Raw genomic sequence first — 24,942 nt, forward strand, 5'->3', positions numbered from 1 at the left:
TCGGACCTGCAGCCTCCCGTAAGCTTTCACGCCATTTGGCCGATGCGTAATAGCCTTCGAGCAAGCTCTCAGGCACGCATCAGGTGCAGGCTGTAGCCGGGGATCGCCTTGGCATTGCGCTTGGCTTCGGAGGCGAGACCTGCCAGGCCGCTGGCATCCACCCGTTTGCCGGCATCCTTGTCCAGCTCCACCACGCCGAGGGACAGCGACAGCAGTGGATATTCCCGCCGGCGCCCGTCACGGTCGTAGGCCAGGAAGCAGCCGGCTTCCAGGTGTTCGCTGCGATAGAAGTGCCGGCAGCGTTCCTGGAAGGCCGCCATCAGGCCGTTCAGTCGGCGGCGCCAGTCCGCCGAGCCCAGGACCACCAGGAAGTCATCGCCGCCGATATGGCCGACGAAGTCCTGCTGCGGGTCGAGTCGCTCCGCCAGGGTCTGCGCCAGGCAGAGCAGTACCTCGTCGCCCTTGGCGTAGCCATAGAGGTCGTTGAAGGGCTTGAAGCCATCGATGTCGACGTAGCACACCACCGCTTCGCGTTGCTGCTCGAGTAGCCGCGTCAGGCATTGCTGGATAGGCACGTTACCGGGCAGCTGGGTGAGGGGGTTGGCGTGCTTGGCCTGCTGGATGCGCTGCTCGGTGATCAGCCGCAGCACGTCCATCACTCGACCGACACCTACGTAGCGGCCGCTCTCGGTGATGATGAAATCTTCTTCGATCCGCTGCCGGGCACGGGCGGTGAGCAGGCGACTGACCTGCTGCAGCGACTGGTTGCTCTCGGTGGCCAGGAAGTCCTGGTTCATCAGCCGGGCGATGGGCTTGCGGGCGAACACCTCGTGGGCGAAAGGCTTGAGCAGCGCCGAACTCAGTTCATGGTGATGGACGATTCCTACCGGACGGTCGTCTTCGTCCACCACCGCCAGGGTGTTGAGGCTGGGCTGCAGGCGGAAGCGTTCCAGCACATCGGGAATCAGCATCTCCTGGCCCACCGCCACCTGCTCGACCCTCAGGCTGGCCACCGTAGTGGATTCCTCGGCGAGGTCGGAACTGCGCGTGGCTATCATCGGCAGCAGGGTCTGGATTTCCCGGGGCGGCGCCGCCGTCGGCCGGCCCAGCAGGTAACCCTGCACCAGGTCGACGCCCATGCTCGCCAGGGTGGACAGCTCTTCGTGGGTCTCGATGCCCTCGGCGATCACCTGGGCGCGGGAGGCCTCCGCCATCTTCAGGATGGAACCGACGAATTCGCGTTTCACCTTGTCGCGATGGATGGACTCGATGAAGTGGCGGTCGATCTTGACGAAGTCCGGGCGCAGCTCCGACCAGCTTCGCAGGCTGGAGTAGCCGGCGCCCAGGTCGTCGAGGGCGATGGAGAAGCCCATGGCGCGATAGTGATGCAGGGCGGTGGCCAGCAGGGCGAAGTCGTCGATGGGTGACTGCTCGGTGAGTTCGATCACCACCTGGGCCGGAGACAGGCCCAGGCGTTGCAGCAGCTTGAGCGTCTGGCCCGACTGGTGGGCGGGCTCGAGCAGGGTTTCCGGGCAGACATTGAGGAACAGCAGGCCGTCCAGCGCCAGCTCGCGAAAGCTCTGGCAGGACTGCTGGCGAGCGGCGATTTCCAGCTCGGAGAGACGACCGGCCTGGCGCGCGGTGGCATAGAGCGGCAGCGGTGAGTGCAGCGGCGTATTGGAGGCGCCACGAATCAAGGCCTCGTAACCGAGGATGCGTCTTTCGCTCAGGGACACTATGGGTTGAAAGAGCGAATGCAGCTCCCGGTTGGCGAGAATGCGATCCAACACCCCAGCCTGGTCGTTCAGTGTCATGGTCAGCCTGTCAGAACGCGAAAACGAAAATGCCCGGGGGCCACTTATGGCGGCCCCCGGGCATTTCACGACAGAGATATTACATTTTGATGTCAGCGCTTGGGCGGGGTCTGGCTGAGGTCGAGGTAGTCCAGCAGTACATGACCCGACTCCATGAGGTAGGCGTCGTCCTGCGGCTTGGTCTTGTCGTCATCGACCGCGGGGTTGTCCTCGTCGATCTTCTTCAGCTCCTTGAGCGGTGCCTCGCCCTTGGCCTGACGGCGCTGGTTCTCCATCGCCAGCTGGCGACTGTCCAGGGCGGTCTGCTCGGCGCGACGCTTCTGCTCGTTGAGGCTGACGGTGGTGTCCGCCGCCAGCTCCTGGGCCAGCTTCAGCCGCTCACGGGCGAAGATGAAGTCGGGGTCCTTCTGCACCCGCACGTCGTGGCGCTTGACCAGTTCCGGCAGATAGGCGGCGAAGGGATTGCTCAGCCCGGTCACGGCTGGGGCGATGGTGTCCCAGGGCATGGAGTCGGGCAGGGCGCTCTCGCCGATCTGCTTGGTGTCCACCACCGCCGGATAGTCGATGTCCGGCAATACGCCTTGGTGCTGGGTACTCTGGCCGGAGACGCGGTAGAACTTGGCGATGGTCAGCTTGAGTTCACCGTGATTCAGCGGCTGGATGGTCTGCACGGTGCCCTTGCCGAAGGTCTGGCCACCGACGATCAAGGCTCGGTGATAGTCCTGCATGGCACCGGCGAAGATCTCCGACGCCGAGGCGGACAGGCGATTGACCAGGACGGTCAGGGGACCCGTGTAGAAGGCACCGCCTTCGTCGTCGGCCAGCACCTCGACCTTGCCGTCGCCATTGCGCACCAGCACGGTGGGGCCCTGATCGATGAACAGGCCGGTCAGTTCGGTAGCTTCCTGCAGCGAGCCGCCGCCATTGTTGCGCAGGTCCAGGACGATGCCATCGACCTTTTCCTTCTGCAGCTCGCCGATGAGCTTCTTCACGTCGCGCGTGGTGCTCTTGTAGTTCGGATCGCCGGCGCGATAGGCCTTGAAGTCCAGGTAGAAGGCCGGCACGTCGATCACGCCGAGCTTGTAGTGCTTGCCTTCGTGGGGCACGTCGATCACGTGCTTCTGCGCGGCCTGCTCTTCGAGCTTCACCGCTTCGCGAGTGATGGTGACGATCTTGGTCTTCTGGTCGTTCGGCGCATTGCTCGCCGGGATGATCTCCAGGCGCACCTTGGAACCCTTGGGTCCGCGGATCAGCTTGACCACTTCGTCCAGACGCCAGCCGATGACGTCGACCATCTCGCCATCGCCCTGGGCGACACCGACGATCTTGTCCGCCGGGGCAATCTGCTTGGACTTGTCCGCCGGGCCGGCCGGCACCAGGCGCAGGATCTGCACGTAGTCGTTGTCGTTCTGCAGCACCGCGCCGATGCCTTCCAGCGACAGGCTCATGTTGATGTCGAAGTTCTCGGCGCTTTCCGGCGAGAGGTACTGGGTGTGCGGGTCGTAGGACTCGGCGAAGGCGTTGATATAAGCCTGGAAGACGTCTTCGCTGCGGGTCTGGTTGAGCCGCGCCAGCTGGTTCTTGTAGCGCTTGGTCAGCTGTTGCTGGATTTGCTGGTCGGTCTTGCCGGATAGGCGCAGGCGCAGCACCTCGTCCTTGAGCTTGCGATGCCAAAGGTCGTCCAGTGCCGCGGTATCGGCTGGCCACGCGGCCTTCTCGCGGTTGGTGTCGAAGGACTCGTCGACGGTGAAGTCGAGCTTGCCGATGCCGGCGTTGAGCAGCCCCAGGCCATAATTGAGGCGCTCGGTCATGCGCTGGGCATAACGGCGATAGATGGCGAAGCCCGGTTCGAGATTGCCCTGCCTGAGGTAGTCGTCGAAGCGGGTGCGCGAGGCATCGAATTCGCGAATGTCGGCGGCGTTGAAATACAGCCGGCCGGGATCGAGCATCTTCAGATAGCTGTCGTAGATCTTGATCGACTGGGCATCGTTGAGCGGCGGCTTGCTGTAATGGTGGCGCTTGAGCAGCTCGACGATGTTGAGGCTGGCGATGACCTGGTCGCGGTCGGGTTGCAGCTTGTCGACGCTAACCGGTGAGTTGGGCTTGGCGAAGAGGGGCGTCGCGCTGACGCCAAGCAGGACAACGAGGGCGGTACGGGACAAGAGCTGCTTCATGTGTATTCGACTAATGCACGGAAAGGAATAGGCTATAGGCCGTTCCCGGGTCGGGCGGTTCCACGGCCTGGGAAGTATGACGGGCGCTGACGAAAGTCGTCTGGCGATGGTCTGAGGTCTGAAGGGTGAGAGCGATGGGAAGCGACGGCTGTGACAGCACCGCGTCTTCCGGTCCGCTCGACTCCCGCAGAACCCGCCGGCGCAGGCGCTTTTCGTCAAAGCCTGGGCCACTATGGAGGCACCGTGAACGCATTGCAAGGTATCGAAGGGCAACTGGAATGGCAGGCATTGAGCGCCCGCGCGCTGGCGCCTGGGGAAATTCGCATCAAGGTGGCGGCAGCGGGCCTGAACCGCGCCGACCTGCTGCAATTGGCGGGCAACTATCCGCCGCCGCCAGGTGCGCCCGCCACATTGGGACTGGAGTGCGCCGGGGTGGTCAGCGAGACCACCGCCGACTCGCGTTGGCAGGTGGGTGACCGCGTCTGTGCGCTGCTCGCCGGGGGTGGCATGGCCAGCGAAGTGGTGGTCGATGGTCGCCAGGCCGCGGCCGTGCCGGCGGGGCTTTCGCTGATCGAGGCAGCGGCGCTGCCCGAGGTGTGGGCCACCGCCTGGAGCAATCTGTTCGACCTGGCCGCGCTGCAGCCGGGCGAGAAGGTGTTGCTGCACGCCGGCGCCAGTGGCGTGGGCTCGGCGGCCATCCAGCTGTGCAAGGCCTTCGGCAATCCGTGCTGGGTCAGCGTCGGCTCCCAGGAGCGCCTGGCCCATTGCGAGCGGCTCGGCGCCGAGGGCGGGGTGCTACGCAAGACCGACCTGGAAGGCCTGCGCGACTTCGCGCCCTTCAATGTCATCCTCGATCCGGTCGGCGCCGGCTATGCCCCGCTCAACCTGGACCTGCTGGGCCAGGACGGGCGCTGGGTGCTGATCGGCCTCATGGGTGGCCGCGAGGCCGAGCTGGATCTGGCCAAGGTCCTCGGCAAGCGTATCCGCCTCATCGGCTCCACGCTGCGCAATCGCTCGGTGGAGTTCAAGGCCAAGACCATGCTGGCGCTGGAAGAGCAGGTCTGGCCGCTGTTCGCCAAGGGCCAACTGAGCGTCAACCTCGAGCGGCGCTTCTCCGCGCAGAATGCCGAGGCCGCCTTCGCCGCCCTGGAAAGCAACGAGGTGAACGGCAAGGTGGTGTTGGTGCTGGATGAGGGGTTGGCGTGATCCCTTTCGCCTGAACCGGCTGCGCCCCTGACCGTTCGGCTGTAGGAGTATCGCCTGAGCCACCGAAGACGAACATCCGCTCGAAGTGCCCCCTCTCCCTCCGGGAGAGGGCTGGGGTGAGGGAACACCAGTGGCGAACTCCTCATGGAAAAGGCTGCGCCGTTTTCCACACTACGGTCTGTAGGAGCGGCCCATGGCCGCGATTCACCTGCGTAGAGGCACGTTACTGGCAGACCGGCAGATGTCCTATCGCGGCCATGGGCCGCTCCTACAGGTACCGATTCGTCCCGTAGGAGCGGCCCACGGCCGCGATGCGTATGAGACTGACGCTACCGCCAGTTGAGGATCGGCCAGCCGGCGGCGGTGGCGCGTTCCCGCAGCACCGGGTCCGGATTCACCACGTGCGGCTTGCCCACGGCTTCGAGCAGCGGCAGGTCGTTGCGCGAGTCGGAGTAGAAGCTGGCGGTTGCCAACAGACTGCGGTCGCCGCCGAGCCATTCCAGCAGACGGGTCAGCTTGCCTTCGCGGAAGGTCATCACGCCTTCCACCTGGCCACTGTAGACGCCATGGCTGACCTGCAGGTCGATGGCCAGCACCTCTTCCACCCCCAGCCGCTCAGCGATCGGCTCCACCAGGTGCACCCCGGAGGCCGAGACGATGATCACCCGGTCACCCGCAGCGCGGTGGGCGGCGATGCACTTCATGGCATCGCTGAAGATCAGTGGTTCGATGACCTCCTCGACCCAGGGGCCGACCTCGAAGTCCACTTCCTCGGGCGTGCGGCCCACCAGGGGTTCGAGATGGAAGGCCATGTAGTCTTCCATGGCCAGTTCGCCTTGGGCGTAGGCCGCCATCAGCTCGGTGTCGCGCTGCACGAAGGCTTCGCGATCGACCCAACCGAGCACGCCCATCTGCCGGCTCCAGAGGCTGGAGCAGTCACCATCGATGAGGGTTTCGTCGAGATCGAAAATCGCCAGGGTCATGCCACTTCTCTCAGGCTGTCGGAATCGACGGCCAGGGTGACGGCTGTGCCGTTCGGCTGCAAGGCCGTCGGGCCGTGGTTGAGAACGTCGACATTGAGTTCGCAGGCTTCGGTGGCGATCCGGTAGCGGATCACGTTGCCCAGCAGGCTGTGGCTGACGATGCGTCCGGCGATGCTACCTGCGCCGCCCAGGCGAATGGCTTCGGGACGAATCGCCACCTGGCGCTGGAAGGTCTGGCCGAACAGGCGGCTGGCCTGGTCGGCGCTGAGCAGGTTGTAGTTGCCGATGAAGCCGGCGGCGAAGGCGTCCACCGGGGCGGTGTAAAGGGTCTCGGCATCGCCGCTCTGGACGATGCGGCCCTCTCGCATCAACACGATGCGATCGGACAGGGTCAGGGCCTCTTCCTGGTCGTGGGTGACGAACACCGTGGTCAGCCCCAGCTCCTGCTGGATGGCGCGGATCTGCTCGCGCAGGTGGCGGCGGATCCGGGCGTCCAAGGCCGAGAGGGGTTCGTCCAGCAATAGCAGGCGCGGCCGCACGATCAGCGAGCGTGCCAGGGCCACGCGCTGGCACTGGCCGCCGGAGAGCTGGTGCGGATAGCGCTCGGCGAAGCCTTCCAGCTCCACCAGCGTCAGGGCCTCGCTCACCCGCCGGCGGACTTCGTCCTGTGCCAGCCGCTGCATGCGCAAGCCGAAGGCGACGTTCTGCGCCACGGTCATGTTGGGAAACAGCGCGTAGCTCTGGAACACCATGGCGATACCGCGGCGCTGGGGCGGCAGCTGGGTGATGTCCTGACCCGCCAGCACGATGGTGCCGCGGTCGACCTCGGTAAGGCCGGCCAGGCAACGCAGCAAGGTGGACTTGCCGCAGCCGGAGGGGCCGAGCAGGGTGACCAGCTCGCCTTGTTCGGCATGGAATTCGATGTCGGTGAACAGTGTGTTGGCGCCGTAGCGCTTGTGCAGTCCCTTGACCGCCAGATAGCTCATGTCCGCTCCCGATTCAGGCGATTGGCGATCCAGGTCATCAGCAGGACCGCGAGGAAGTAGGAGATCACCAGGGCGCTGGTCAGGTGACCGCTGCCGTTGCGCAGGTTGTAGAGGTAGATCTGCAGCGTCTCGTAGCGAGTGCCCACCAGCAGGTTGGCGAAGACGAACTCGCCGATGAGGAAGGAGAACGACAGGAACAGCGCCACCATCAGGCCGGTACGCAGGTTGGGCAGCACCACCAGCAGGGCGGCGCGCCAGGAGCTGGCACCGAGCAGGTGGGCGGCGTCCATCAGGTCACGCAGGTTGAGTGCCTGGAGGTTGTTGCTGATGGCGCGGTACATGAAGGGCAGGGCGATGGTGAAGTAGCAGAACACCAGGATCCAGGGCGTGCCGGTGAGAGGTAGCGGACCGCTCGCATAGAGCTGTAGCAGGCCCACCGCCGAGACCACCGGCGGGACGGCGAAGGGCAGCAGGATCAGTACGTTCATCAGGGCGTCCAGCCGCGGGAAGTGGTAGGCGATGGCGAACATGGCCGGCAGGATCAGCACGCAGGACAGCACCAGGGCGCCGAAGCAGATCGCCAGGGAGCGGCCGAAGGCGGCGAGGAAGCGCGGATCGCTCCAGAGCTGCAGGTACCACTTGAAGGTGAAGCCCGCTGGCAGCAGGGTCGCCGACCACTGGGTGGCCAGGGAATAGACCAGGGTAGCGGCCAAGGGCGCGACCAGGATCAGGAACAACAGCCAGACCACTGTCCGATGATAGAGGCGCTCAGTTCTGGACATGACGGCTCCGGCGCAGCAGCCATTGATGGACGAGAGTGATCAGGGTCATGAAGGCCACCAGCAGCATGGCCAGCGCCGCGGCCAGGTTGGGTTCCAGGTAGATGTCGCCGGAGACCAGGGCGGCGATGCGCACCGGTACCACGTTGAAGTTGCCGGTGGTCAGCGCATAGACCGTGGCGTAGGCGCCGAGGGCGTTGGCCAGCAGGATGATGAAGGTGCCGACCAGCGCCGGGCTGAGCACCGGCAGGCCGATGTGTCGCCAGTACTGCCAGGTCCCGGCGCCGAGCAAGGCGGCGGCGTCGCGCCAGTCCTGCTTCAAGGCCTCGAAGGCCGGGAACAGCAGCAGGACGCCCAGGGGAATCTGGAAGTAGGTGTAGATGAGGATCAGGCCGCCCTTGGTGTAGAGATTGAAGCCCTCGATCACGCCGAGTTGCTTGAGGGCCAGCGTCAGGCAGCCGTTGATGCCCAGCAGGATGATGAAGGCGAAGGCCAGCGGCACCCCGGCGAAGTTGCTGGTCATGTTGGTGAAGGCCACCACGAAGCCGCGCAGCCGCGAGCCCACTCGGGTCAACGAATAGGCACCGACCAGGGCGATCAGCAGGCCGCAGACGCTGGACCAGAGCGAGATCTCCAGGGAAAAGCGGATGGCTTGCAGGTAGAAGGGCGAGCCGAGGATCTCACCGTAGTTGCCCAGGCCCCAGCCGCTTTCGCTGGAGTTGAAGCTATTGAAGGCGATCCAGGCCAGGGGCGCCAGCTGGAAGGCGCCGAACACCAGCAGGAAGGGCAGGATCAGCAGAAGGGCGAGCCAGGGGCGCTTCATGCCAGCAGCTCCCGGCACAGGGGCTTGTCGTGGGCGAGGCCCAGCAGCGTGCAGACGGTGCCGCAGATATCCACCTGAGCCGGGGTGGCGTCGCCAAGGGAGAAGCCGTCGCCGAAGACGAACAGAGGTACTTCGCGCTCCTCCGCCAGCGTTCCGCCGTGACTGCGGTCGTCGTTCATGCCGTGGTCTGCGGTCACCAGCACCTGGTAGCCGGCGTCCAGCCAGGTCGGCAGGTAGTGGGAGAGCAGGCCGTCGGCGCGGCGCGCGGCATTGCGGTATTCGGTGCTGGAGAGGCCGTGCTGGTGACCGGCGTCGTCGATGTTCATCGGATGCACCAGCAGGATATCCGGATCGTGGGCCAGGCGCAGGTGCTCGGCATCGTCGAACAGATGGGAATCCGGATAGTGGTCGGCGTAGTAGAAGTGGCCGTGCTGGATGGGCAGGTGGGTGTCGCTGACGTGCCTGTCCCGCGCCCGATCGAAGGGGGTGCGGTTGTAGAGTTCGCTGACCCAGTGATAGGCGGCTGCCGCCGTGGTGAGGCCGGCGGCCTGGGCCAGGTGGAACAGGCTGGTCTGGTTGGACAGCCGATCCACCCCATTGTGGACGATGCCGCTGCGCACCGGCGGTACGCCGGTGAGCAGGCATTCGTAGAGCGGGCGGGAGAGCGAGGGCAACTCGCATTCCAGCCGATAGAGGCGACCCCGGCCGGCCAGGCAGAGCGCCTGGAGGAAGCCGAGTCCGTGTTCGGCGACTCTCAGGGCGAGTCCGTCCAGCACGACCAGGATGACCTTCATGACGTCACTGCTGCATGTTGATCAGAACGTGTTCCTGCCAGAGGCGCGGCAGGCGCTTGGAGGTCTCTTCCCAGGCCTTGGCATCGGCGATGGGCCGCGCCTTGGCATACTGAGCCTGGGGCAGTAGCTTGGCCTGGACATCCGCCGGCAGGGTCAGGTGCTCGGCACGGATCGGCCGCGCGTAACCCTGGGCCAGGTTGATCTGGCCGGCGTCGGAGAAGATGTACTCACGCGTCAGCTTGGCGGCGTTGGGGTGCTTGGCGTACTTGTTGATGATGGTGGTGTAGCCGGAGGTCACCGAGCCATCGGCCGGGATCAGCACCTCGAAACGCGAACGGTCGATCTGATCGCGATAGTTCAGGGCGTTGAAGTCCCAGACCACACCAACTTCCACCTCACCCTTCTCGATGTTGGCCACCACCGGGTTGGTGAAGGACAGGCGGCCCTGCTTGGCCAGCTTGGCGAAGAAGTCCAGCGCCGGCTTGATGTTCTTCTCGTCGCCACCATTGGCGTAGGCCGCCGCCAGCACGCCGCTGACTGCCTGGGAGGCGGCGCTGACGTCGCCGATGGTGACCTTGTAGTTACCCTTGAGCAAGTCGGCCCAGGAGTGGGGCACGTCCTTGACGGTCTGCTTGTTGACGATGAAGGCGATGGTGCCGGTGTAAGCCAGCGCCCAGTGACCGTCGCTGTCCTTGGCCCAGGCGGGGATCTGCTCCCAGGTGCTGGGTTTGTAGGGTTGGGTGACACCCTTCTGGACGGCGATGGGGCCGAAGGAAGCACCGACGTCACCGATGTCGGCCGAGGCATTCTCGCCCTCGGCGGCGAACTTGGCGATCTCCTGAGCGGAGCTCATGTCGGTGTCCTGGTGCTTGAGGCCATACTTCTTGGCCAGATCGTCCCAGGTCCCTTTCCAGTTTGCCCAGGTGTCGGGCATGCCGACGCTGTTCACCTCGCCTTCCTTGCGGGCGGCGTCTTCGAGGGCTTTGAGATCGACGGTAGCGGCGAAGGCGGTACCGGCCTGTACCGCAACGGCGGTGGCCAACAAGGAAGCAAGCAGACGGGTCATACGGGTGCTCCAGGTTCGAGGGCTTGGTCTAGGTCAGCAAGACACAGGCCAATTTAGGAGTCAGGTGTGACGATTTGATGGCACTCCGCCCGCTTTTGCCGCTGGCACGGGGTCTGCAACCGTCACCTGACGGTCATCTGGCCGTCTTAGTCTCAAGCGAAACCCTAGTCGAGGAGCCGCGGGTGCACCAATCCGAAACTGGTCTAGTCCAAATGAGTGCGTCTGGCGCGGGCGCGATTCGTCAGGCGCTGCGAGAGCAGATCGCCCACGGGCTGCTGCCAGCCATGGGCAAGTTGCCGTCCGAACGCCAGCTGAGCGAACTCTTCGCCACCACGCGCATCACCTTGCGCGAGGCTTTGCTGCAGCTGGAGGCCTTGGGGCTGATCTATCGTGAAGAGCGGCGTGGCTGGTTCGTCGCCCCGCCGCGGCTGGCCTACAACCCCCTGGCGCGGACCCATTTCCATGCCATGGTGGAGGCCCAGGGGCGGGTACCGGCAACCGAGGTATTGGCGGCGCGGCAGATGCTGGCGTCCGCGGAGGTCTGTCGCCTGCTGGAGTTGCCGGCGCTGTCCAGCGTCTACCAGATCCGGCGGGTGCGACGCGTGGATGGCCGGCTGGTGCTCTATGTCGAGCACTACCTTAACGCGGCTTACTTTCCCGGTCTGCTGGAGCGCGACCTGCAACGTTCCCTCACCGAACTCTATCGGGACCGCTACGACATCCGCTACGGCGAGGTGCGTTTCGAGATCCTGCCCACGGCATTGCTGCCGGAGGCGGCCCAGGCACTACGGGTGGCGCCGGGCAGTCCGGCGCTGCACATCACCCGCATCAACCACGACCAGCAGGGGCGACTGATCGACTGCGACCTGGAGTTCTGGCGGCACGACGCCATCCAGGTGAGGGTCGAGGTGCCGGACTAGCCGGGGCTTTGCCTGAAAAGTGTCTACGCTCGGTCGGCGATTTTTTCAGGCAAGCCCTGGCACTCAGAGTGGTAGTTCGGAGCTGGCGTAGAAGGCGGTCAGTACCTTGATCAGGTAGCCCAGGTCGCGGCTGCCGGCCAATTCGCGGATGGAGTGCATGGCGAAGGTGGGCAGGCCGATGTCCACGGTGCGCACGCCCAGCTGGCCGGCGGTGATGGGGCCGATGGTGGAGCCGCAGGCCATGTCGCTGCGCACCACGAAACTCTGCACCGGAACCTCTTCGCGCTGGCAGAGATCGCGGAAGAAGGCGGCGGTCTCGCTGTTGGTGGCGTAGCGCTGGTTGGCGTTCACCTTGATCACCGGCCCGGCGTTCAGCCGCGGTCCGTGATTGCCGTCGTGCTTCTCGGCGTAGTTGGGATGCACGCCATGGGCGTTGTCGGCCGAGATCAGCAGGGAGCGTTGCAGGGTGCGGCTGTAGGCATCGCCAGCGGGCAACAGCCGTTGCAGCACCTGCTCGAGGAAGGGGCCGTCGGCGCCGCAGCAGGAGGTGGAGCCCACTTCCTCGTGATCGGTGCAGACCAGCACGGCGTTCTCGTCGCCCTCGCTCGCCAGCAGGGCTTCCAGGCCGGCATGGCAGGACAGCAGGTTGTCCAGGCGGGCGGCGGCGATGAAGTCGTCGTCCAGGCCGACCAAGGCGGCTGGTTGCACGTCGTACAAGCTCAGCTCGAAGTCCAGTACCTCGGCGGCGCCGATGCCGTGTTCCTGCTGCAGGCGGGCCGCCAACAGCGCGCGCAAGTCACGGCGCTCGCCCGCAGGCAGTTGCGCCAGGATCGGCGGTAGCTCGTTCTGGGCGTTGATGGCCCAGCCCTGGTTCGCCTCGCGGTTGAGGTGGATGGCGAGATTGGGAATGATCGCCAGCGGCTTGCGGAAGTCGATGAGCCGGCTCTGTACCCGGCCCTCGGCGCGGAAGGTCACCCGGCCAGCCAGCGACAGGTCACGATCGAACCAGGGCGCCATCAGCATGCCGCCGTACACCTCTACGCCCAACTGCCAGAATCCCTGGCGATAGAGCTCGGGTTGCGGCTTGACCTTGAGGCAGGGACTGTCGGTGTGGGCGCCCACGAGGCGCAGGCCGCGCTCCAGGGGTTTGCCACCCAGACGTACGGCGATCAACGAGGAGTCGTTGCGGGTGACGTAATAGCGGCCCCCCGGCTGCACTGCCCAGGTCTCGCGTTCGTCCAGGCGCTGGTAACCCGCTGCCTCGAGGCGGCGGGCGAGGCTGGCGGTGGCGTGGAAAGGGGTAGGGGAGCTGGAGAGGAAATCGATGAGGCCTTGGATCTGATCGGTACGCATGGATGACTCCGGACGGCAAGGCGTCCAGTCTAGGTTCTAAGGCCCGAGTGAGTCGAGCGTAGTGCCCGGCTGGCTAAGCCTTGCAGGCCGCCGCAACACCAGATGATGGATGTGCCAGTGCTTAGGCTTGCCGACGGCGGTGTGGCCTTCCTCTTCTTCTTCGCGGTGGTGCAGTACTTCCCAGTCGCACAGCAGTTCCGCCAGTTCGGTAGGATCCACGACAGTCACGCCGCGGCCGGCCCAGCTGTCCCGCGTGCCGAGGAGCTGGCCACAGAACAGGCCGCCCAGGCGAGTCGCGGCGGTGATCCGCGCCCAGAGGGCGGGAAAGTGTTCGGGTGAGCAGAAGGGCAGGGAGAAACTGGCATTGACCAGGTCGTGGCGCTCCAGCACCAGCGTCTCGAAGCGGGCCTGACAGGTGTGCAGCCGGGTGCCCAGGGCAGCTGGCACGCGCTGGCGCAGTTCGCGCAGCGCCTCGTCTTCGGCGTCCGTGGCCAGCACCTGCCAGCCACGCTCCAGCAACGCCAGGGTATCGCGCCCGGTACCGCAGCCCAGGTCCAGGGCGGCTCCCGGTGGCTCCGACCAGAGCTCCAGGGCACGCAGCAGGGTATCGCGGGGACCGCCGGCCGCCGTGGCTGCGTAGTAGGCTGTCCAGTCCGACATAGGCCTGCTCCTGGTATAGTGGCGCCGGCAGACGGGCGTCCAGTCAGGGATCAGAAGGGCGCCGGGCTGGTGAATCTCAGCCGTTCGCCAGTAATGGGATGGGTTAGCGCCAGCAGACTGGCGTGCAGGCACAGGCGCGAATGGGCGGCCAGGGCCTCGCCCTGGGCATAGAGCTGATCGCCTAGCAGCGGATGGCCGATGCTCAGCATGTGCACCCGCAACTGATGGGAGCGACCAGTGATGGGCGTGAGCTCCACCCTGCTGTAGCGGCCGTGACGCTCCAGTACCTGCCAGAAGGTCAGGGCGTGGCGACCCAGTTCGTGGTCCACCACGTGGCGCGGCTTGGTCGGTGGGTCGTAGCGCAACGGCAACTCGATCCGGCCGCTATTGGCTTCCGGCTCGCCCCAGCAGAGCGCGGTGTAGGCCTTCTCGGTTTCGCGGTCATGGAATTGCCGTGACAGCTCGCGATGGCTGTCGGCATCCCGTGCCAGCACGATGACGCCGGAGGTTTCCCAGTCCAGTCGATGGACGATGCGCGCCTCGGGGTAGCCGTTTTCCTGCAGGCGGGTCACCAGGCAGTCACGGTTGTCCTCGGCGCGGCCGGGCACGGACAGTAGCAAGGTGGGCTTGTCGACCACCAGCAGGGCGTCGTCCTGATGAATGATGCGGATGTGGGAGAGGGGCATGGGTGTCCTAAGGGGCCTTGGGTCGAATCTTGATAGCCGGCACTAAAGGCACTTCAGATTCGACACGCCTTAAACGCCAACGGCGGCCCTGGGGCCGCCGCTGTCCTGCGTCGCTCGCCTCAGCGGTCGGGCAGGGTGATGTTGAGTTCCAGGATCGAGCAACTGCCCTGGTTCTCCAGTTCCACCTGGATCTGGTCCTGCTCGATCGGCACGTACTTGCGGATGACCTCCAGCAGGTCCTTCTGCAACTGCGGCAGGTAGTCCGGCTGGGCGTGGCGACCGCGTTCGTGGGCGACGATGATCTGTAGCCGTTCTTTGGCTATCGAAGCGCTGTTCTGCTTCTTCCGATCACGAAAGAAGTCGAAGATGTTCATTCGCTACCACCTCCGAACAGACGTTGCAGGAAGCCTTTCTTCTTCACGTCGAGGAAGCGATAGGCCACTTCCTTGCCGAGCAGTCGCTCCACGGTATCACTGTAGGCCTGACCGGCGTCGCTCTGTTCGTCGAGAATTACCGGGATGCCCTGGTTCGACGCCTTCAGCACGGCCTGGGATTCGGGGATCACGCCCAGCAGGCGGATGGACAGGATCTCTTCCACGTCCTCGACGCCAAGCATCTCGCCCTTGGTGACGCGCTCTGGGTTGTAGCGGGTCAGCAGCAGGTGTTCCTTGATGGCTTCCTCGCCCTTTTCGGCACGGCGCGACTTGCTGGCCAGCAGGCCGAGCATGCGGTCGGAGTCACGCACCGAGGAGACCTCGGGGTTGGTGACGACGATGGCCTCGTCGGCGAAATACATCGCCAGGTGGGCACCCTTCTCGATACCGGCGGGGGAGTCGCAGACGATGAAGTCGAAGGTCTGCTTGAGTTCGTTGATCACGCGCTCGACGCCGTCCTGGGTCAGGGCGTCCTTGTCGCGGGTCTGGCTGGCGGCCAGCACGAACAGGTTGTCGAGGCGCTTGTCCTTGATCAGGGCCTGGCTCAGGGTGGCTTCGTTGTTGATCACGTTGACGAAGTCATACACCACGCGGCGCTCGCAGCCCATGATCAGGTCGAGGTTCCGCAGACCGACGTCGAAGTCGACGATGACGGTCCTGTGGCCGCGCAGGGCGAGACCGGTACCGATGGCAGCGCTGCTGGTGGTCTTGCCGACGCCGCCCTTGCCGGAGGTGACTACGAGTACTTTGGCCAAACTGATTCACCTTGATCGAAAGTAATAACTGAAGCGACTCGGCGCCCTCGATGACGAGATTGCAGGCGTTTTCGCGCTTCGTTCGAGCGTTGGCGGCACATCCGCCAAGTGCGAAAAATTCGCGGAAGTATCCGTTAAAGGCGGGTGATGTTCAACACATCTCCCACCAGACTGACCTGAACCGGATTGCCCCACTGGGGATGACGTCGCAGGTCTTCGGCGACCTTGTACTGGCCGGCGATGGACAGCAATTCGGCGGTCAGCTGCTGGCAGAAGATCCGCGCTTTAGTATCACCTTTGACGCCGGCCAAAGCACGTCCGCGCATGGGACCGTAGACATGGATGTTGCCATCGGCGAGCAGCTCGGCGCCCGGACTGACCGGTGCCAGCACCACCAGGTCGCCTGCGGGAGCGTACAGCTGTACCCCGCCGCGCACGGGCGCGGTGATGATCTTGGTCGGGTTGACGGTCGGGGTCGGCGGCTTGGGCGGGTCCACCGGCTTGGCCGGTTCACGGTCGCGCGGTTCGATCTGGCGTTCGCGGCCGCCGGCACTGGGGGGCAGGATCGGCAGGTCGTATTCGTTGGCCGCGGCCAGGTCCTCGCTGCGACTGGCGCGCAGGGCGAGGGTACGCAGGCCGTGACGGCGACAGAGGTCGAGGAGGGCGCCGAGGTCGAGTTGACCTTCCTCCTCGCCCAGCTTGTCCAGGGCCAGCACCAGTGGCGTTTCCTGGAAGAAATTCGGTGCCTGGGCGACCTTCTGGGTCAGTTGCCGGTCCAGGCGCCCCAGGTCGTTGCGGAGAAGCTCCAGGACGGTCACGGCGAGCATGTTGCCCTTGAGCTGGAAGACGGAGTCGCTATCGGAAGGGTCGGCTGCGGTCATGGTGGGTACTTGTGCTTGGATGGCGGGACTTATAGCGGGATGCCCCGCGTGTCGCAACCCTCGCCGGGCGAAGGGGGGGCTGACTGTGAAGGCTACGGGAAAACTGCACGAGGCCTGTAGAATGGCGCGACTTTTTCATGCAGGAGTTCCGATGCAGCGGCCGTCTTTCCGCCCAGCCTTCCTCAATCCCCGCTACTGGCCGCTCTGGCTGGGCCTGGGCCTGCTCTGGCTGCTGGTGCAGTTGCCCTATGCCGTCTTGTTGCGTCTGGCCGATGGCCTGGGCTGGGTGTTCTACCGGGTCGCCGGCCAGCGCCGGGCGATCGCCCGGCGCAATCTGGAACTCTGCTTTCCACAGCTGGATGACCAATCCCGTGACCGCCTGCTGCGGCGCAATTTCGCCAGCAGCGCCATGGCGTTGCTGGAGATGGCCATGAGCTGGTGGTGGCCGCGCCAGCGGCTCGCCCGGCTGGCCCACATCGAGGGGCTGGAGCACCTGCAGGCCGCCCAGCGCGAGGGGCAGGGCGTGATCCTCATGGCGCTGCACTTCACCACCCTGGAGATCGGCGCCGCGCTGCTCGGCCAGCGTCACACCATCGACGGCATGTATCGCCAGCACAAGAATCCGGTGTTCGACTTCATCCAGCGGCGCGGACGCGAGCGCCACAACCTGGATGCCACGGCCATCGAGCGCGAGGACGTGCGTGCCATGCTCAAGGTGCTGCGCGCCGGGCGGGCCATCTGGTACGCACCCGACCAGGACTACGGCGCCAAGCAGAGCCTTTTCGTCCCGCTGTTCGGCATCCCCGCGGCCACCGTGACCGCGACCACCAAGTTCGCCCGCCTGGGTCGTGCCCGGGTACTGCCCTTCACCCAGGAGCGTCTGGCGGATGGTTCCGGCTACCGGCTGGTGATCCATCCGCCGCTGGGGGATTTCCCGGGTGAGAGCGAGGAGGCCGACTGCCTGCGCATCAACCAGTGGGTCGAACGCTGCGTCAGGGCGCTGCCGGAGCAGTACCTCTGGGCGCATCGGCGCTTCAAGACGCGTCCGCCGGGCGAGCCCAAGCTGTATCCGAAGAAGAGACGCTAGATGAGGGCGACGTCCGAGCGGCGTACGGGACTCATCCTGGCGGGCGGCGGCGCCCGCGGGGCCTATCAGGTCGGGGTGCTGCAGGCCGTGGCGGCGGCCCTGCGCGCTCCCGCGGACAATCCTTTCCCCATCCTGGTCGGGACTTCGGCGGGCGCGCTCAATGCGGCGGTGCTCGGCTGCGGAGCGCTGGATTTCGGGCGTGCGGTGCAGCGCCTGGCGGCGGTGTGGTCGGGCCTGGAGACCGGGATGATCTATCGCAGCGACTGGCCCGGGGCGACCCGCCAGGCGACACGCTTCGGTCTGCAGACGCTGTTCGGTGCCTGGCGCCAGGAACCCCTGGCGCTGCTCGACAACGCGCCGCTGCGGGCGCTGCTGACGCGGGAGCTGGATTTTTCCGGCATCACCGCGGCATTGCGCCAGCGGGCGCTGCGGGCGGTGGCCGTGACCGCCTTCGGCTACGCGTCGGGGCAGGCGATGACCTTCTACCAAAGCCAGGGTGCGCTTGATCCCTGGTTCCGGCACCGGCGAGTCGGCGTACCGGCCCGGCTGGCAGTGGATCATCTGATGGCCAGTACCGCCATTCCGCTGTTCTTCCCGCCCGTGAAGATCGGGCGTGAGTACCTGGGCGACGGTTCGGTACGGCAGACCGCGCCCATCAGCCCGGCCCTGCACCTGGGGGCTGATCGCATCCTGGTGATCGGCTTGGGCGCGCCGGGCGGCAACGAGCGCGGCGTGCAGGGGAGGCCACCCAGCGTGGCGCAGATCGGCGGTCATCTGCTCAACAGCACCTTCGTCGATGCCCTGGACAGCGACACCGAGACGTTGCGGCGCCTCAATCTGCTGAGCAATGCCCTGCCGGTGGGGGACCCGGTCACCGGGCGTCTGTGTCGACCAGTCGAGATGCTGGTGATCTCACCGAGCGAGCCGCTCGGCGATCTCGCCGCCCGGCATCGCAAGCGCATGCCGCCGGCTCTGCGGCAACTGTTGCGCGGCGTCGGGGTGAATCGGCCGTCCGGCAGTGCCCTGCTCAGCTACCTGCTGTTCGAGTCGGCCTATTGCCAGGAGCTCATGGCGCTGGGCCGGGCCGATGCCCAGGCCCGGTTGCCGGAGTTGCGGGCCTTTCTGGGCGAGGCCTAAGCCTCACTCGGCGATCTGCAGTTCACGCGCCTTGGTGTAGAAATAGCGGATCTTCTCGTACTCGAAGGGCGAGTTGAGCTGGCCGTATCTCATGTCGGTCACGTATCTCAGGTTGATGCCACGCAGCAGGATGATCTCCGGATGGCGGCTGCTCTCGTCGCTGACGTTCAGGAAGTTCACCTGGCTCTCCGCGGCGAAGTCAACCGCCAGGCCGCCGGTATCGCGCAGGTTCGACGGACCCAGGATCGGCAGCATCAGGAAGGGACCGTCGCCGACGCCATAGAAGCCCAGGGTCTGGCCGAAGTCTTCCGGCTGCTTGATCAATCCGACCCTGGTCGCCGGGTCCCACAGGCCGAACACCCCGATGGTGGTGTTGAGCAACAGGCGGCCGGTGGTATCCAGGGCGCGGCGGCCCTTGAACTGCAGCAGGCTGTTGAGCAGGTTGTTGACGTCACCCAGGTTGCTGAAGAAGTTGCTCACGCCCGAGCGGACAAAGCGCGGTGTGATCCAGCGATAGCCGTCGACCACCGGCAGCAGCACCCATTCGTCCAGGCGATAGTTGAAGTGATAGACGTAGCGGTTCCAGGATTCGAAGGGATCGTAGACGTCCAGGGCGACCAGGGACGCCCGTTCGAATTCGCGCTGGTCCAGACCCGGGTTGTACTTGAGGGTGGACAGTGGGTTGGTAAAGCCATCGGCCCCCACCGGCGCGGCCGGCATGGTGTCGGAGCCGATGGTCAGGCTCGAGGAGGGCGGTGGACTCGATTCGGCGGCGAAGGTCGAGGCACTGGCCAGCAGGAGTAGAGCGAGCAGGGACTTAACCACGGGCGAAGAACTCCAGCATGGCGTTGGCATTGACGCGATAGTTGAGATTGCCGCAATGACCGCCGTGGGGATAGACGGTCAGGCGGTCGCCGAAGGTCTTGCGCAGGAAGCCGAGGTCGCCGGGACCGAGGATGATGTCGTCGGCATTGTGCATGACGCCGATCTTGTCGCTGTCCTTCAGGTAGTCCTCCAGGGCGGTGAGGCTGGACTTGCGCGCCAGGTCGTCCAGGTTCTGCCCCTTGAAGTTCTTTTGCCAGAACGGCATGACCTGCTCGGTCATGTAGCAATCGAAGTCGCACTGCAGCGAGCGGGCGAAGAAGCGCGTCAGGCTGGTGCCTTCGTTGATGGGGTAGGTGGGCGGCGTGATCAGGCCGCGCCGGTTGATCAGGTCGGAGGTGAAGGCGATGTCCGCCGCCGAGAAGCGGAAGGACGAGCCGATCAGCATCGCCAGCTCTTCGTTGCTCAGGCGTTCCGGCGAGCGCTGGAAGTCGCGTACCACGGCGTCGTTGAAGTCGACGTAGCCCTTGTCACGGAAGTAGCGAGTCAGCTTGGCCAGGATCAGTTCGTAGAAGGTGCGGTTGTTGGTGACGCCCTTCACCTCGGTCTGCACCAGGCGATCGAGGTTGCGTACCGAGGTCAGCAGGTTGACCGGCGGATTGACCATCAGCACCTTCTTGAAGTTGAAGCTGCGCTGGGTTTCGTCGAGATAGGAGACGAAGGCCGCGTCCAGGCCGCCCAGGCTGTAGCCGGTCAGGAAGTACTCGGTGACGGGCAGCTTGGGATGCTGGGCGCGGACCGCCTGCATCGCCCGATAGAGGTCTTCGGCATCGTGCGGGGTGTAGCCCGGGGTAGCGGTGCGCGAGACCGACACCATGAAGTCCCAGCTGGTGGGCGACGACAGCTGCACGACGTGGTAGCCGGCCGCGTAGTAGAGCCGCTTGAGGTATTCCTGGGTACTAGCCGAATAGTTGGCGCCGGTACCCGCGATCAGGAAGATCAGCGGCGCAGGATGATCCTGGCGGGCAAGCCGGTAGTGGAATTTCTTCACCGGCCAGAAGTTGCCGGGGAGTTGGTGCTCGCGCTCAGGGCGCAGATTGATGCTGTAGTCGTCCTGGTCGATGGTGCTTTCCGGTGGCAGCTCGGGACGGAGCTGCTCCGGGGTGGTGACGATGGTGGCTTCGAAGGGATTCACCAGTGGATAGCCGTAGGTGGCGGCATCCACTTCGGTCGCCGCTTGCGCAGTACCGTAGAGGCCGGAGAGCAGCGCGCCCAGGAGGGCGGCGACGCGCAAGGGAAGACGCATGGACAGAGTCCTTTCAGAGGGCTGAGAGCGTTAGTAAGACAACGGCCCGCCGATAGGTTGCATCGAGACCCGTCGCTTTTCGCGAGGTGCCGATTACAGAGCGGTCCGGGCGTGGCGTCAAGCGACAACGGTTGTCGTGGAAAGTGCGGCTGTTGTCGTTAACCGGTCGTTACGCGTCGTCCCGATGGTAGTGCCCAGCTTGCGTAAGCCGAATCATTGGTGTGGGGCAACCGCCCGGAATTCCATTGCGAGAGGACTGCTGCATGAGCATGGTGAAGAAACTGTTGGGGATGGGACTCGGTGTTGCGCTGACTGCGGCCATGGGCCTGGCCCAGGCGGCCAAGCCGGAAATCACCATCGGCTACGTCGATGGCTGGGCCGATAGCGTGGCCACGACCCACACCGCAGCTGAAGTGATCCGCCAGAATCTGGGATACGAAGTCAAGCTCATGCCGGTTGCCGCTGGCATCATGTGGCAGGGTGTCGCTCGCGGTAAGCTCGATGCCATGTTGTCCGCCTGGTTGCCGGTCACCCACGGCGCCTACTACGACAAGATGAAAGACCAGGTGGTCGATCTGAACGTCAACACCCCGGACGCCAAGATCGGCCTGATCGTCCCCGAGTACGTCAAGGCAAACAGCATCGCCGACCTGCAAGCGCTGAAGGACGAGTTCGGGGGCCGCATCGTCGGCATCGACGCCGGTGCCGGTGTCATGCTCAAGGCCGACCAGGCGATCAAGGACTACGGTCTGGATTACAAGCTGGTGGCCAGCTCGGGCAGTGGCATGATCGCCGAGCTGACCCGTGCCGAGAAGGACCAGAAGGCTGTCGTGGTGACCGGCTGGGTGCCGCACTGGATGTTCGCCAAGTGGAAGCTGAAGTTCCTCGAAGATCCCAAGGGTGTGTTCGGCGGTTCCGAGCACGTGGATACCGTCGCCAACCCCGCCCTGGAAGCCAAGGCCAAGCCGGTCTGGGATTTCCTGAAGAAATTCGCCTGGCAGCCCGGCGAAGTGAACGAAGTGATGCTGGCAGTGGAAGAAGGCAAGAAGCCCGAAGAGGCCGCCAAGGCCTGGGTCGCTGCGCATCCGGATCGCGTGAAGTCCTGGCTGCCCTGACCGGCGGAGAAATGAAAAACGGGCCCTGTGGGCCCGTTTTTTTTTGCGTCAGCCGTGCAACTGCTCGGCGGCGTAGAGCGTGTTCTCCAGCAGGCAGGCACGGGTCATGGGGCCGACCCCGCCCGGTACCGGGGTGATCCAGCTGGCCCGCTCGCGAGCGCTTTCGTATTCCACGTCCCCCACCAGGCGGCCATCGGCCTGCCGATTGATACCGACATCGATGACGATGGCGCCGGGCTTGATCCATTCGCCCTTGACCAGGCCGGGCTTGCCGACGGCCACCACCACCAGATCCGCCTGGCGCACGTGATGCTCGAGCGAACGGGTGAATCTATGGGTGACCGTCGCGGTGCAGCCGGCCAGCAGCAGCTCCAGGGCCATGGGGCGCCCGACGATATTGGACGCGCCGACGACCACGGCATCCAGGCCATAGAGATCGACCCCAGTGCTGTGCAGCAGGGTCATGATGCCCTTTGGCGTGCAGGGGCGCAGTTGCGGGTTGCGTTGTGCCAGGCGGCCCAGGTTGTAGGGGTGGAAGCCGTCCACGTCCTTGTCGGTGCGGATGCGTTCCAGCAGTGGAGTGGCATCCAGGTGCGCGGGCAGGGGCAGTTGCAGCAGGATGCCGTCCACGCTGGTGTCGTCGTTGAGACGATCAATGAGGGCTTCCAGGTCTTCCTGGCGAGCGGTGACCGGCAGGTCATGGGCATAGGAGTCGAAGCCGACCTCCTCGCAGTCCTTGCGCTTGTGCGCCACATAGACCCGCGAGGCCGGATCGTCGCCGACCAGGATGACGGCAAGACCGGGGGCGCGCAGTCCGGTGCTACGACGTTGAGAAACTCGCTGGGCAATATCCTGGCGCAGGCGGGCGGCAATGGACTTGCCGTCGATCAGTTGGGCGGTCATGGGCGATTTCTGGGGTGACGGGAAAAAGGTCGCGTATTTTCGCATGGACGGGCCCGCTGGCAACAGCGACCGCTCAGCAGCGGCTAACTCATTCTTCTGCTTAAAATTTTTTAAAAAAATTGTTGACGGGTAGGTCGGAGCTTTATAACATTCGCCCCGCTTGCCGAGCACAGCCCAAGTCACTGACGAAGGGCAGCCAGGGTCTTCATACCAAAGAAGTCTCGGGCAGGGCAGCTGCCGAACAGGCGCCCGTAGCTCAGCTGGATAGAGCATCCGCCTTCTAAGCGGATGGTCGCAGGTTCGAGTCCTGCCGGGCGCGCCATTGGCGGTTCGGCGACGGCAAGCAAAAGCGATATGGTGGGCGTAGCTCAGTTGGTAGAGCACAGGATTGTGGCTCCTGGTGTCGTGGGTTCGATTCCCATCGTCCACCCCATATTCTGCGAACGCCAGACCTCGTGTCTGGCGTTCGTCTTTAAGCGTCTCGCGGACGTGGTGGAATTGGTAGACACACCAGATTTAGGTTCTGGCGCCGCAAGGTGTGAGAGTTCGAGTCTCTCCGTCCGCACCAATCAAAGATGCACGCCCAAAGAACCGGCCTCGCGCCGGTTTTTTTGTGCCTGCGATTCGCTCGGGGCGGATCGCCACTCCTGACCCGCCGAGGGGGCAAGCCGAATCGCCTGGTTCGTGTTCGTCCCTGTCGTGAATCGCGCCAAGCGCCCGACAGGCATCGGTCTGGCGAGGCTCGGGCTCGGCGCTTCGGCGAAGCTCTTCCAGCACTGGTTCCGACGTTGCTAGTAAAGATGTTGGAGCAGCGGATTGAAAACGGCCCCGAGGTAAGTGAGCGACAGACCGAGCAGCAGGGTATTGAGGGTTCTTTCCGAATTAACCTGCTGAGGGTGATCCTGGCGGCGTGGCAGGATGCGGGAGGTCGCTGGAGGTATCAGCCCCTGACCATCGAACAGGGTGATCGAGCGGGTGAGCTGGGTTCGCATGGTTCGGTTCTCCAGGCGTCGGCGCTTCTTGTTATTCGAATAGCCCAAGAGTAACGCCCGGGACAGGTATTGCAAGTAACCGAAGCGGCCTTCCGCTGCCTGGATGTATTCTTCTGGCTATCCGGGACGCCAAGTCATTAACGCGGCGTGCCGACGGAGCGTCAGCCCAGCGATTCAGGCCAGCAGGAAGAAGGCGCCGCCGATCACGCCGCTGCTGAGCAGGATCAGGCTCATCAGGGTGCCCCCGACTACGTGAGCGATGTCGTCGCTGATTTCGTAATCCGATTTCATGCCAGGCTCCAAGGAAGGGGATAGCCTCAAGCTAGCAGCCGTTGGTTACAGCGAAACGACGTGGAGGTACGATTCCGCCGGCAACCTTTTCAACTGGTCGCCCAACGCAACCAGAGCGCCTGTTCTTCGCTGAGCTGACCCACCTCACGCATGGCCCTTTCCAGATCCTCGCGGACCCGGCGCTTCAATTCGCCGTTGAGGTCTGCTTCGCCGGCTTCCGCGAGGTGGTCGGCGAGCGAAAGATCGGCCGCGAGCTGGCGCAGGCGTGGATCGGTGAAATCCTTCTGCTGCATGAGTCCCTCCTGTCCTCTTCGGCCTCCGAGTGTGGCACGCGGCATCCATGCTGGATACGGGCCGAGAAAATATTGTATGACTTCATTGGGAGAAACTTTCGGCCGCTCGTGGTCTCAATCGATTCGGATGTCGGCGACTGGAATTGAGCAGTAGGGAAGAAGATGACCATGAGCGGGAATTCGACGCGCAAACTGTTGGTGTTGAGTCTGGGGTTCGGCGTGCTGGTCGTGGCGGCGGTGTCGACCACGCACCGCAGCGATTCCACCAGTAGCGAACCTGCGGTGGTGGCCACTACCGCACCGCCGGTGGCAGCCCATGCCCCGACGACGGGAACCCACCCGGTCTCCGAAGAGCACAAGCAGGATCTGTCGACTTTTCTCGCCCAGACGACCCTGGCGACCTGTAGTGCGCCGCTGCCGATGAGCGTGACAGAGCCTGCCTGCCGGGATGCAGTGGAGACTCACGCCCGCCGAGCAGGCTATGGTCAGGAAGAGATCGACGCCTATCTCGATGCCCATCGCGCCCCCTGAGGGAGGTGGCCTGGAGGTTTAACGCACCTGCACGATGCGTCAGGCGACCTGGGCCAGCACCTGGAACTGCAGCTGCTGCCGGTCGGCGGTGCCGTCGGTACGAAGCGTCTTGCCGCACAGCTGCCTGGGTATTGGTTATAAGCAAAGATTT

General features: G+C 64.8%; 25 protein-coding genes and 3 tRNA genes. 9 read left to right on the plus strand and 19 right to left on the minus strand.

Annotated features, from left to right (window positions below):
• Positions 1–68 precede the first annotated feature (68 nt).
• Positions 69–1,814, minus strand: a complete 1,746-nt coding sequence (locus RND78_RS13460; RefSeq protein WP_312729420.1) for a bifunctional diguanylate cyclase/phosphodiesterase — start codon at positions 1,812–1,814, stop codon at positions 69–71.
• Positions 1,815–1,906: 92 nt separating this feature from the next.
• The gene (locus RND78_RS13465; protein WP_312729421.1) at positions 1,907–3,988 is read right to left on the minus strand and encodes a carboxy terminal-processing peptidase; all 2,082 of its coding nucleotides are present in this window, start codon (positions 3,986–3,988) and stop codon (positions 1,907–1,909) included.
• Between the two features lie 243 nt (positions 3,989–4,231).
• Here RND78_RS13465 and RND78_RS13470 point away from each other — a divergent pair, with 243 nt between their 5' ends.
• Positions 4,232–5,194: an NAD(P)H-quinone oxidoreductase gene (locus tag RND78_RS13470; protein WP_312729422.1), complete on the plus strand. Its 963-nt coding sequence runs from the start codon at positions 4,232–4,234 to the stop codon at positions 5,192–5,194.
• Between the two features lie 329 nt (positions 5,195–5,523).
• On the opposite strand, the gene RND78_RS13475 is transcribed toward RND78_RS13470, so the two are convergent.
• From RND78_RS13475 to RND78_RS13500, 6 genes are read right to left on the minus strand one after another with little or no spacing between them, the layout of a single operon-like run.
• Positions 5,524–6,177, minus strand: coding sequence for an HAD family hydrolase (locus tag RND78_RS13475; protein WP_312729424.1), 654 nt, complete (start codon positions 6,175–6,177; stop codon positions 5,524–5,526).
• Positions 6,174–7,163: an ABC transporter ATP-binding protein gene (locus RND78_RS13480; protein ID WP_312729426.1), complete on the minus strand. Its 990-nt coding sequence runs from the start codon at positions 7,161–7,163 to the stop codon at positions 6,174–6,176. The genes RND78_RS13475 and RND78_RS13480 overlap by 4 nt, the downstream gene beginning before the upstream one ends.
• On the minus strand, positions 7,160–7,945 hold the full coding sequence (locus tag RND78_RS13485) for an ABC transporter permease (RefSeq protein WP_312729428.1): 786 nt from the start codon (positions 7,943–7,945) through the stop codon (positions 7,160–7,162). The genes RND78_RS13480 and RND78_RS13485 overlap by 4 nt, the downstream gene beginning before the upstream one ends.
• On the minus strand, positions 7,932–8,765 hold the full coding sequence (locus RND78_RS13490; RefSeq protein ID WP_312729430.1) for an ABC transporter permease subunit: 834 nt from the start codon (positions 8,763–8,765) through the stop codon (positions 7,932–7,934). The genes RND78_RS13485 and RND78_RS13490 overlap by 14 nt, the downstream gene beginning before the upstream one ends.
• On the minus strand, positions 8,762–9,559 hold the full coding sequence (locus tag RND78_RS13495) for an alkaline phosphatase family protein (protein WP_312729431.1): 798 nt from the start codon (positions 9,557–9,559) through the stop codon (positions 8,762–8,764). Before RND78_RS13495 ends, RND78_RS13490 begins: the two co-directional genes overlap by 4 nt.
• A 4-nt stretch (positions 9,560–9,563) precedes the next feature.
• Positions 9,564–10,625, minus strand: coding sequence for an ABC transporter substrate-binding protein (locus tag RND78_RS13500; RefSeq protein WP_312729433.1), 1,062 nt, complete (start codon positions 10,623–10,625; stop codon positions 9,564–9,566).
• Positions 10,626–10,837: 212 nt separating this feature from the next.
• On the opposite strand from RND78_RS13500, the gene RND78_RS13505 reads away from it, so the two are divergent.
• Positions 10,838–11,545 (plus strand): UTRA domain-containing protein, encoded by a 708-nt coding sequence (locus RND78_RS13505; protein ID WP_312729435.1) that lies wholly within the window; start codon positions 10,838–10,840, stop codon positions 11,543–11,545.
• A 63-nt stretch (positions 11,546–11,608) separates the two neighbouring features.
• Here RND78_RS13505 and RND78_RS13510 read toward each other — a convergent pair whose 3' ends face one another.
• The 6 genes from RND78_RS13510 to minC all read right to left on the minus strand — a co-directional run bounded on the left by RND78_RS13510 (position 11,609) and on the right by minC (position 16,314).
• Positions 11,609–12,898: a M18 family aminopeptidase gene (locus RND78_RS13510; RefSeq protein ID WP_312729437.1), complete on the minus strand. Its 1,290-nt coding sequence runs from the start codon at positions 12,896–12,898 to the stop codon at positions 11,609–11,611.
• A gap of 36 nt (positions 12,899–12,934) precedes the next feature.
• Positions 12,935–13,558, minus strand: coding sequence for a class I SAM-dependent methyltransferase (locus RND78_RS13515; protein ID WP_312729438.1), 624 nt, complete (start codon positions 13,556–13,558; stop codon positions 12,935–12,937).
• 50 nt (positions 13,559–13,608) lie between these two features.
• Positions 13,609–14,244 (minus strand): RluA family pseudouridine synthase, encoded by a 636-nt coding sequence (locus RND78_RS13520; protein ID WP_312729440.1) that lies wholly within the window; start codon positions 14,242–14,244, stop codon positions 13,609–13,611.
• A 119-nt stretch (positions 14,245–14,363) separates the two neighbouring features.
• A complete protein-coding gene (gene minE, locus RND78_RS13525; protein WP_059232354.1) occupies positions 14,364–14,618 on the minus strand; it encodes a cell division topological specificity factor MinE in 255 nt (84 codons plus the stop codon).
• Positions 14,615–15,433: a septum site-determining protein MinD gene (minD, locus tag RND78_RS13530; RefSeq protein ID WP_312729442.1), complete on the minus strand. Its 819-nt coding sequence runs from the start codon at positions 15,431–15,433 to the stop codon at positions 14,615–14,617. Before minD ends, minE begins: the two co-directional genes overlap by 4 nt.
• Positions 15,434–15,567: 134 nt before the next feature.
• The gene (gene minC, locus RND78_RS13535; RefSeq protein ID WP_312729443.1) at positions 15,568–16,314 is read right to left on the minus strand and encodes a septum site-determining protein MinC; all 747 of its coding nucleotides are present in this window, start codon (positions 16,312–16,314) and stop codon (positions 15,568–15,570) included.
• 151 nt (positions 16,315–16,465) lie between these two features.
• Here minC and RND78_RS13540 point away from each other — a divergent pair, with 151 nt between their 5' ends.
• Both RND78_RS13540 and RND78_RS13545 read left to right on the plus strand, forming a co-directional pair.
• Positions 16,466–17,401: a lipid A biosynthesis lauroyl acyltransferase gene (locus RND78_RS13540; RefSeq protein ID WP_312729444.1), complete on the plus strand. Its 936-nt coding sequence runs from the start codon at positions 16,466–16,468 to the stop codon at positions 17,399–17,401.
• Positions 17,402–18,538, plus strand: a complete 1,137-nt coding sequence (locus tag RND78_RS13545; protein WP_312729445.1) for a patatin-like phospholipase family protein — start codon at positions 17,402–17,404, stop codon at positions 18,536–18,538.
• 3 nt (positions 18,539–18,541) lie between these two features.
• Here the strand turns inward: RND78_RS13545 and RND78_RS13550 are convergent, their stop codons facing one another.
• Positions 18,542–19,258, minus strand: coding sequence for a VacJ family lipoprotein (locus RND78_RS13550; RefSeq protein ID WP_312729835.1), 717 nt, complete (start codon positions 19,256–19,258; stop codon positions 18,542–18,544).
• Between the two features lie 97 nt (positions 19,259–19,355).
• Positions 19,356–20,666, minus strand: coding sequence for a serine/threonine protein kinase (locus tag RND78_RS13555; protein WP_312729446.1), 1,311 nt, complete (start codon positions 20,664–20,666; stop codon positions 19,356–19,358).
• Between the two features lie 263 nt (positions 20,667–20,929).
• On the opposite strand from RND78_RS13555, the gene RND78_RS13560 reads away from it, so the two are divergent.
• Positions 20,930–21,781, plus strand: a complete 852-nt coding sequence (locus RND78_RS13560) for a glycine betaine ABC transporter substrate-binding protein (RefSeq protein WP_312729448.1) — start codon at positions 20,930–20,932, stop codon at positions 21,779–21,781.
• Positions 21,782–21,829: 48 nt separating this feature from the next.
• Here the strand turns inward: RND78_RS13560 and folD are convergent, their stop codons facing one another.
• On the minus strand, positions 21,830–22,684 hold the full coding sequence (gene folD / locus RND78_RS13565) for a bifunctional methylenetetrahydrofolate dehydrogenase/methenyltetrahydrofolate cyclohydrolase FolD (RefSeq protein ID WP_312729451.1): 855 nt from the start codon (positions 22,682–22,684) through the stop codon (positions 21,830–21,832).
• Positions 22,685–22,929: 245 nt separating this feature from the next.
• Between folD and RND78_RS13570 the strand changes: the two genes are divergently transcribed.
• From RND78_RS13570 to RND78_RS13580, 3 genes are all read left to right on the plus strand, one after another.
• A tRNA-Arg gene (locus tag RND78_RS13570) sits at positions 22,930–23,006 on the plus strand.
• A 35-nt stretch (positions 23,007–23,041) separates the two neighbouring features.
• Positions 23,042–23,117 (plus strand) — tRNA-His (locus RND78_RS13575).
• A gap of 50 nt (positions 23,118–23,167) precedes the next feature.
• Positions 23,168–23,252, plus strand: a tRNA-Leu gene (locus tag RND78_RS13580).
• Positions 23,253–23,475: 223 nt separating this feature from the next.
• Here the strand turns inward: RND78_RS13580 and RND78_RS13585 are convergent.
• Together RND78_RS13585 and RND78_RS13590 are read right to left on the minus strand one after the other, a co-directional pair.
• Complete coding sequence (locus tag RND78_RS13585; RefSeq protein ID WP_312729453.1) at positions 23,476–23,676, minus strand: hypothetical protein; 201 nt, start codon at positions 23,674–23,676, stop codon at positions 23,476–23,478.
• Between the two features lie 380 nt (positions 23,677–24,056).
• A complete protein-coding gene (locus tag RND78_RS13590) occupies positions 24,057–24,260 on the minus strand; it encodes a hypothetical protein (RefSeq protein ID WP_312729455.1) in 204 nt (67 codons plus the stop codon).
• Between the two features lie 168 nt (positions 24,261–24,428).
• Here RND78_RS13590 and RND78_RS13595 point away from each other — a divergent pair, with 168 nt between their 5' ends.
• Positions 24,429–24,791: a hypothetical protein gene (locus tag RND78_RS13595; RefSeq protein ID WP_312729456.1), complete on the plus strand. Its 363-nt coding sequence runs from the start codon at positions 24,429–24,431 to the stop codon at positions 24,789–24,791.
• Positions 24,792–24,942 lie beyond the last annotated feature (151 nt).

The organism is Pseudomonas oryzihabitans (assembly GCF_032027545.1).
Lineage (GTDB): Bacteria > Pseudomonadota > Gammaproteobacteria > Pseudomonadales > Pseudomonadaceae > Chryseomonas > Chryseomonas oryzihabitans_F.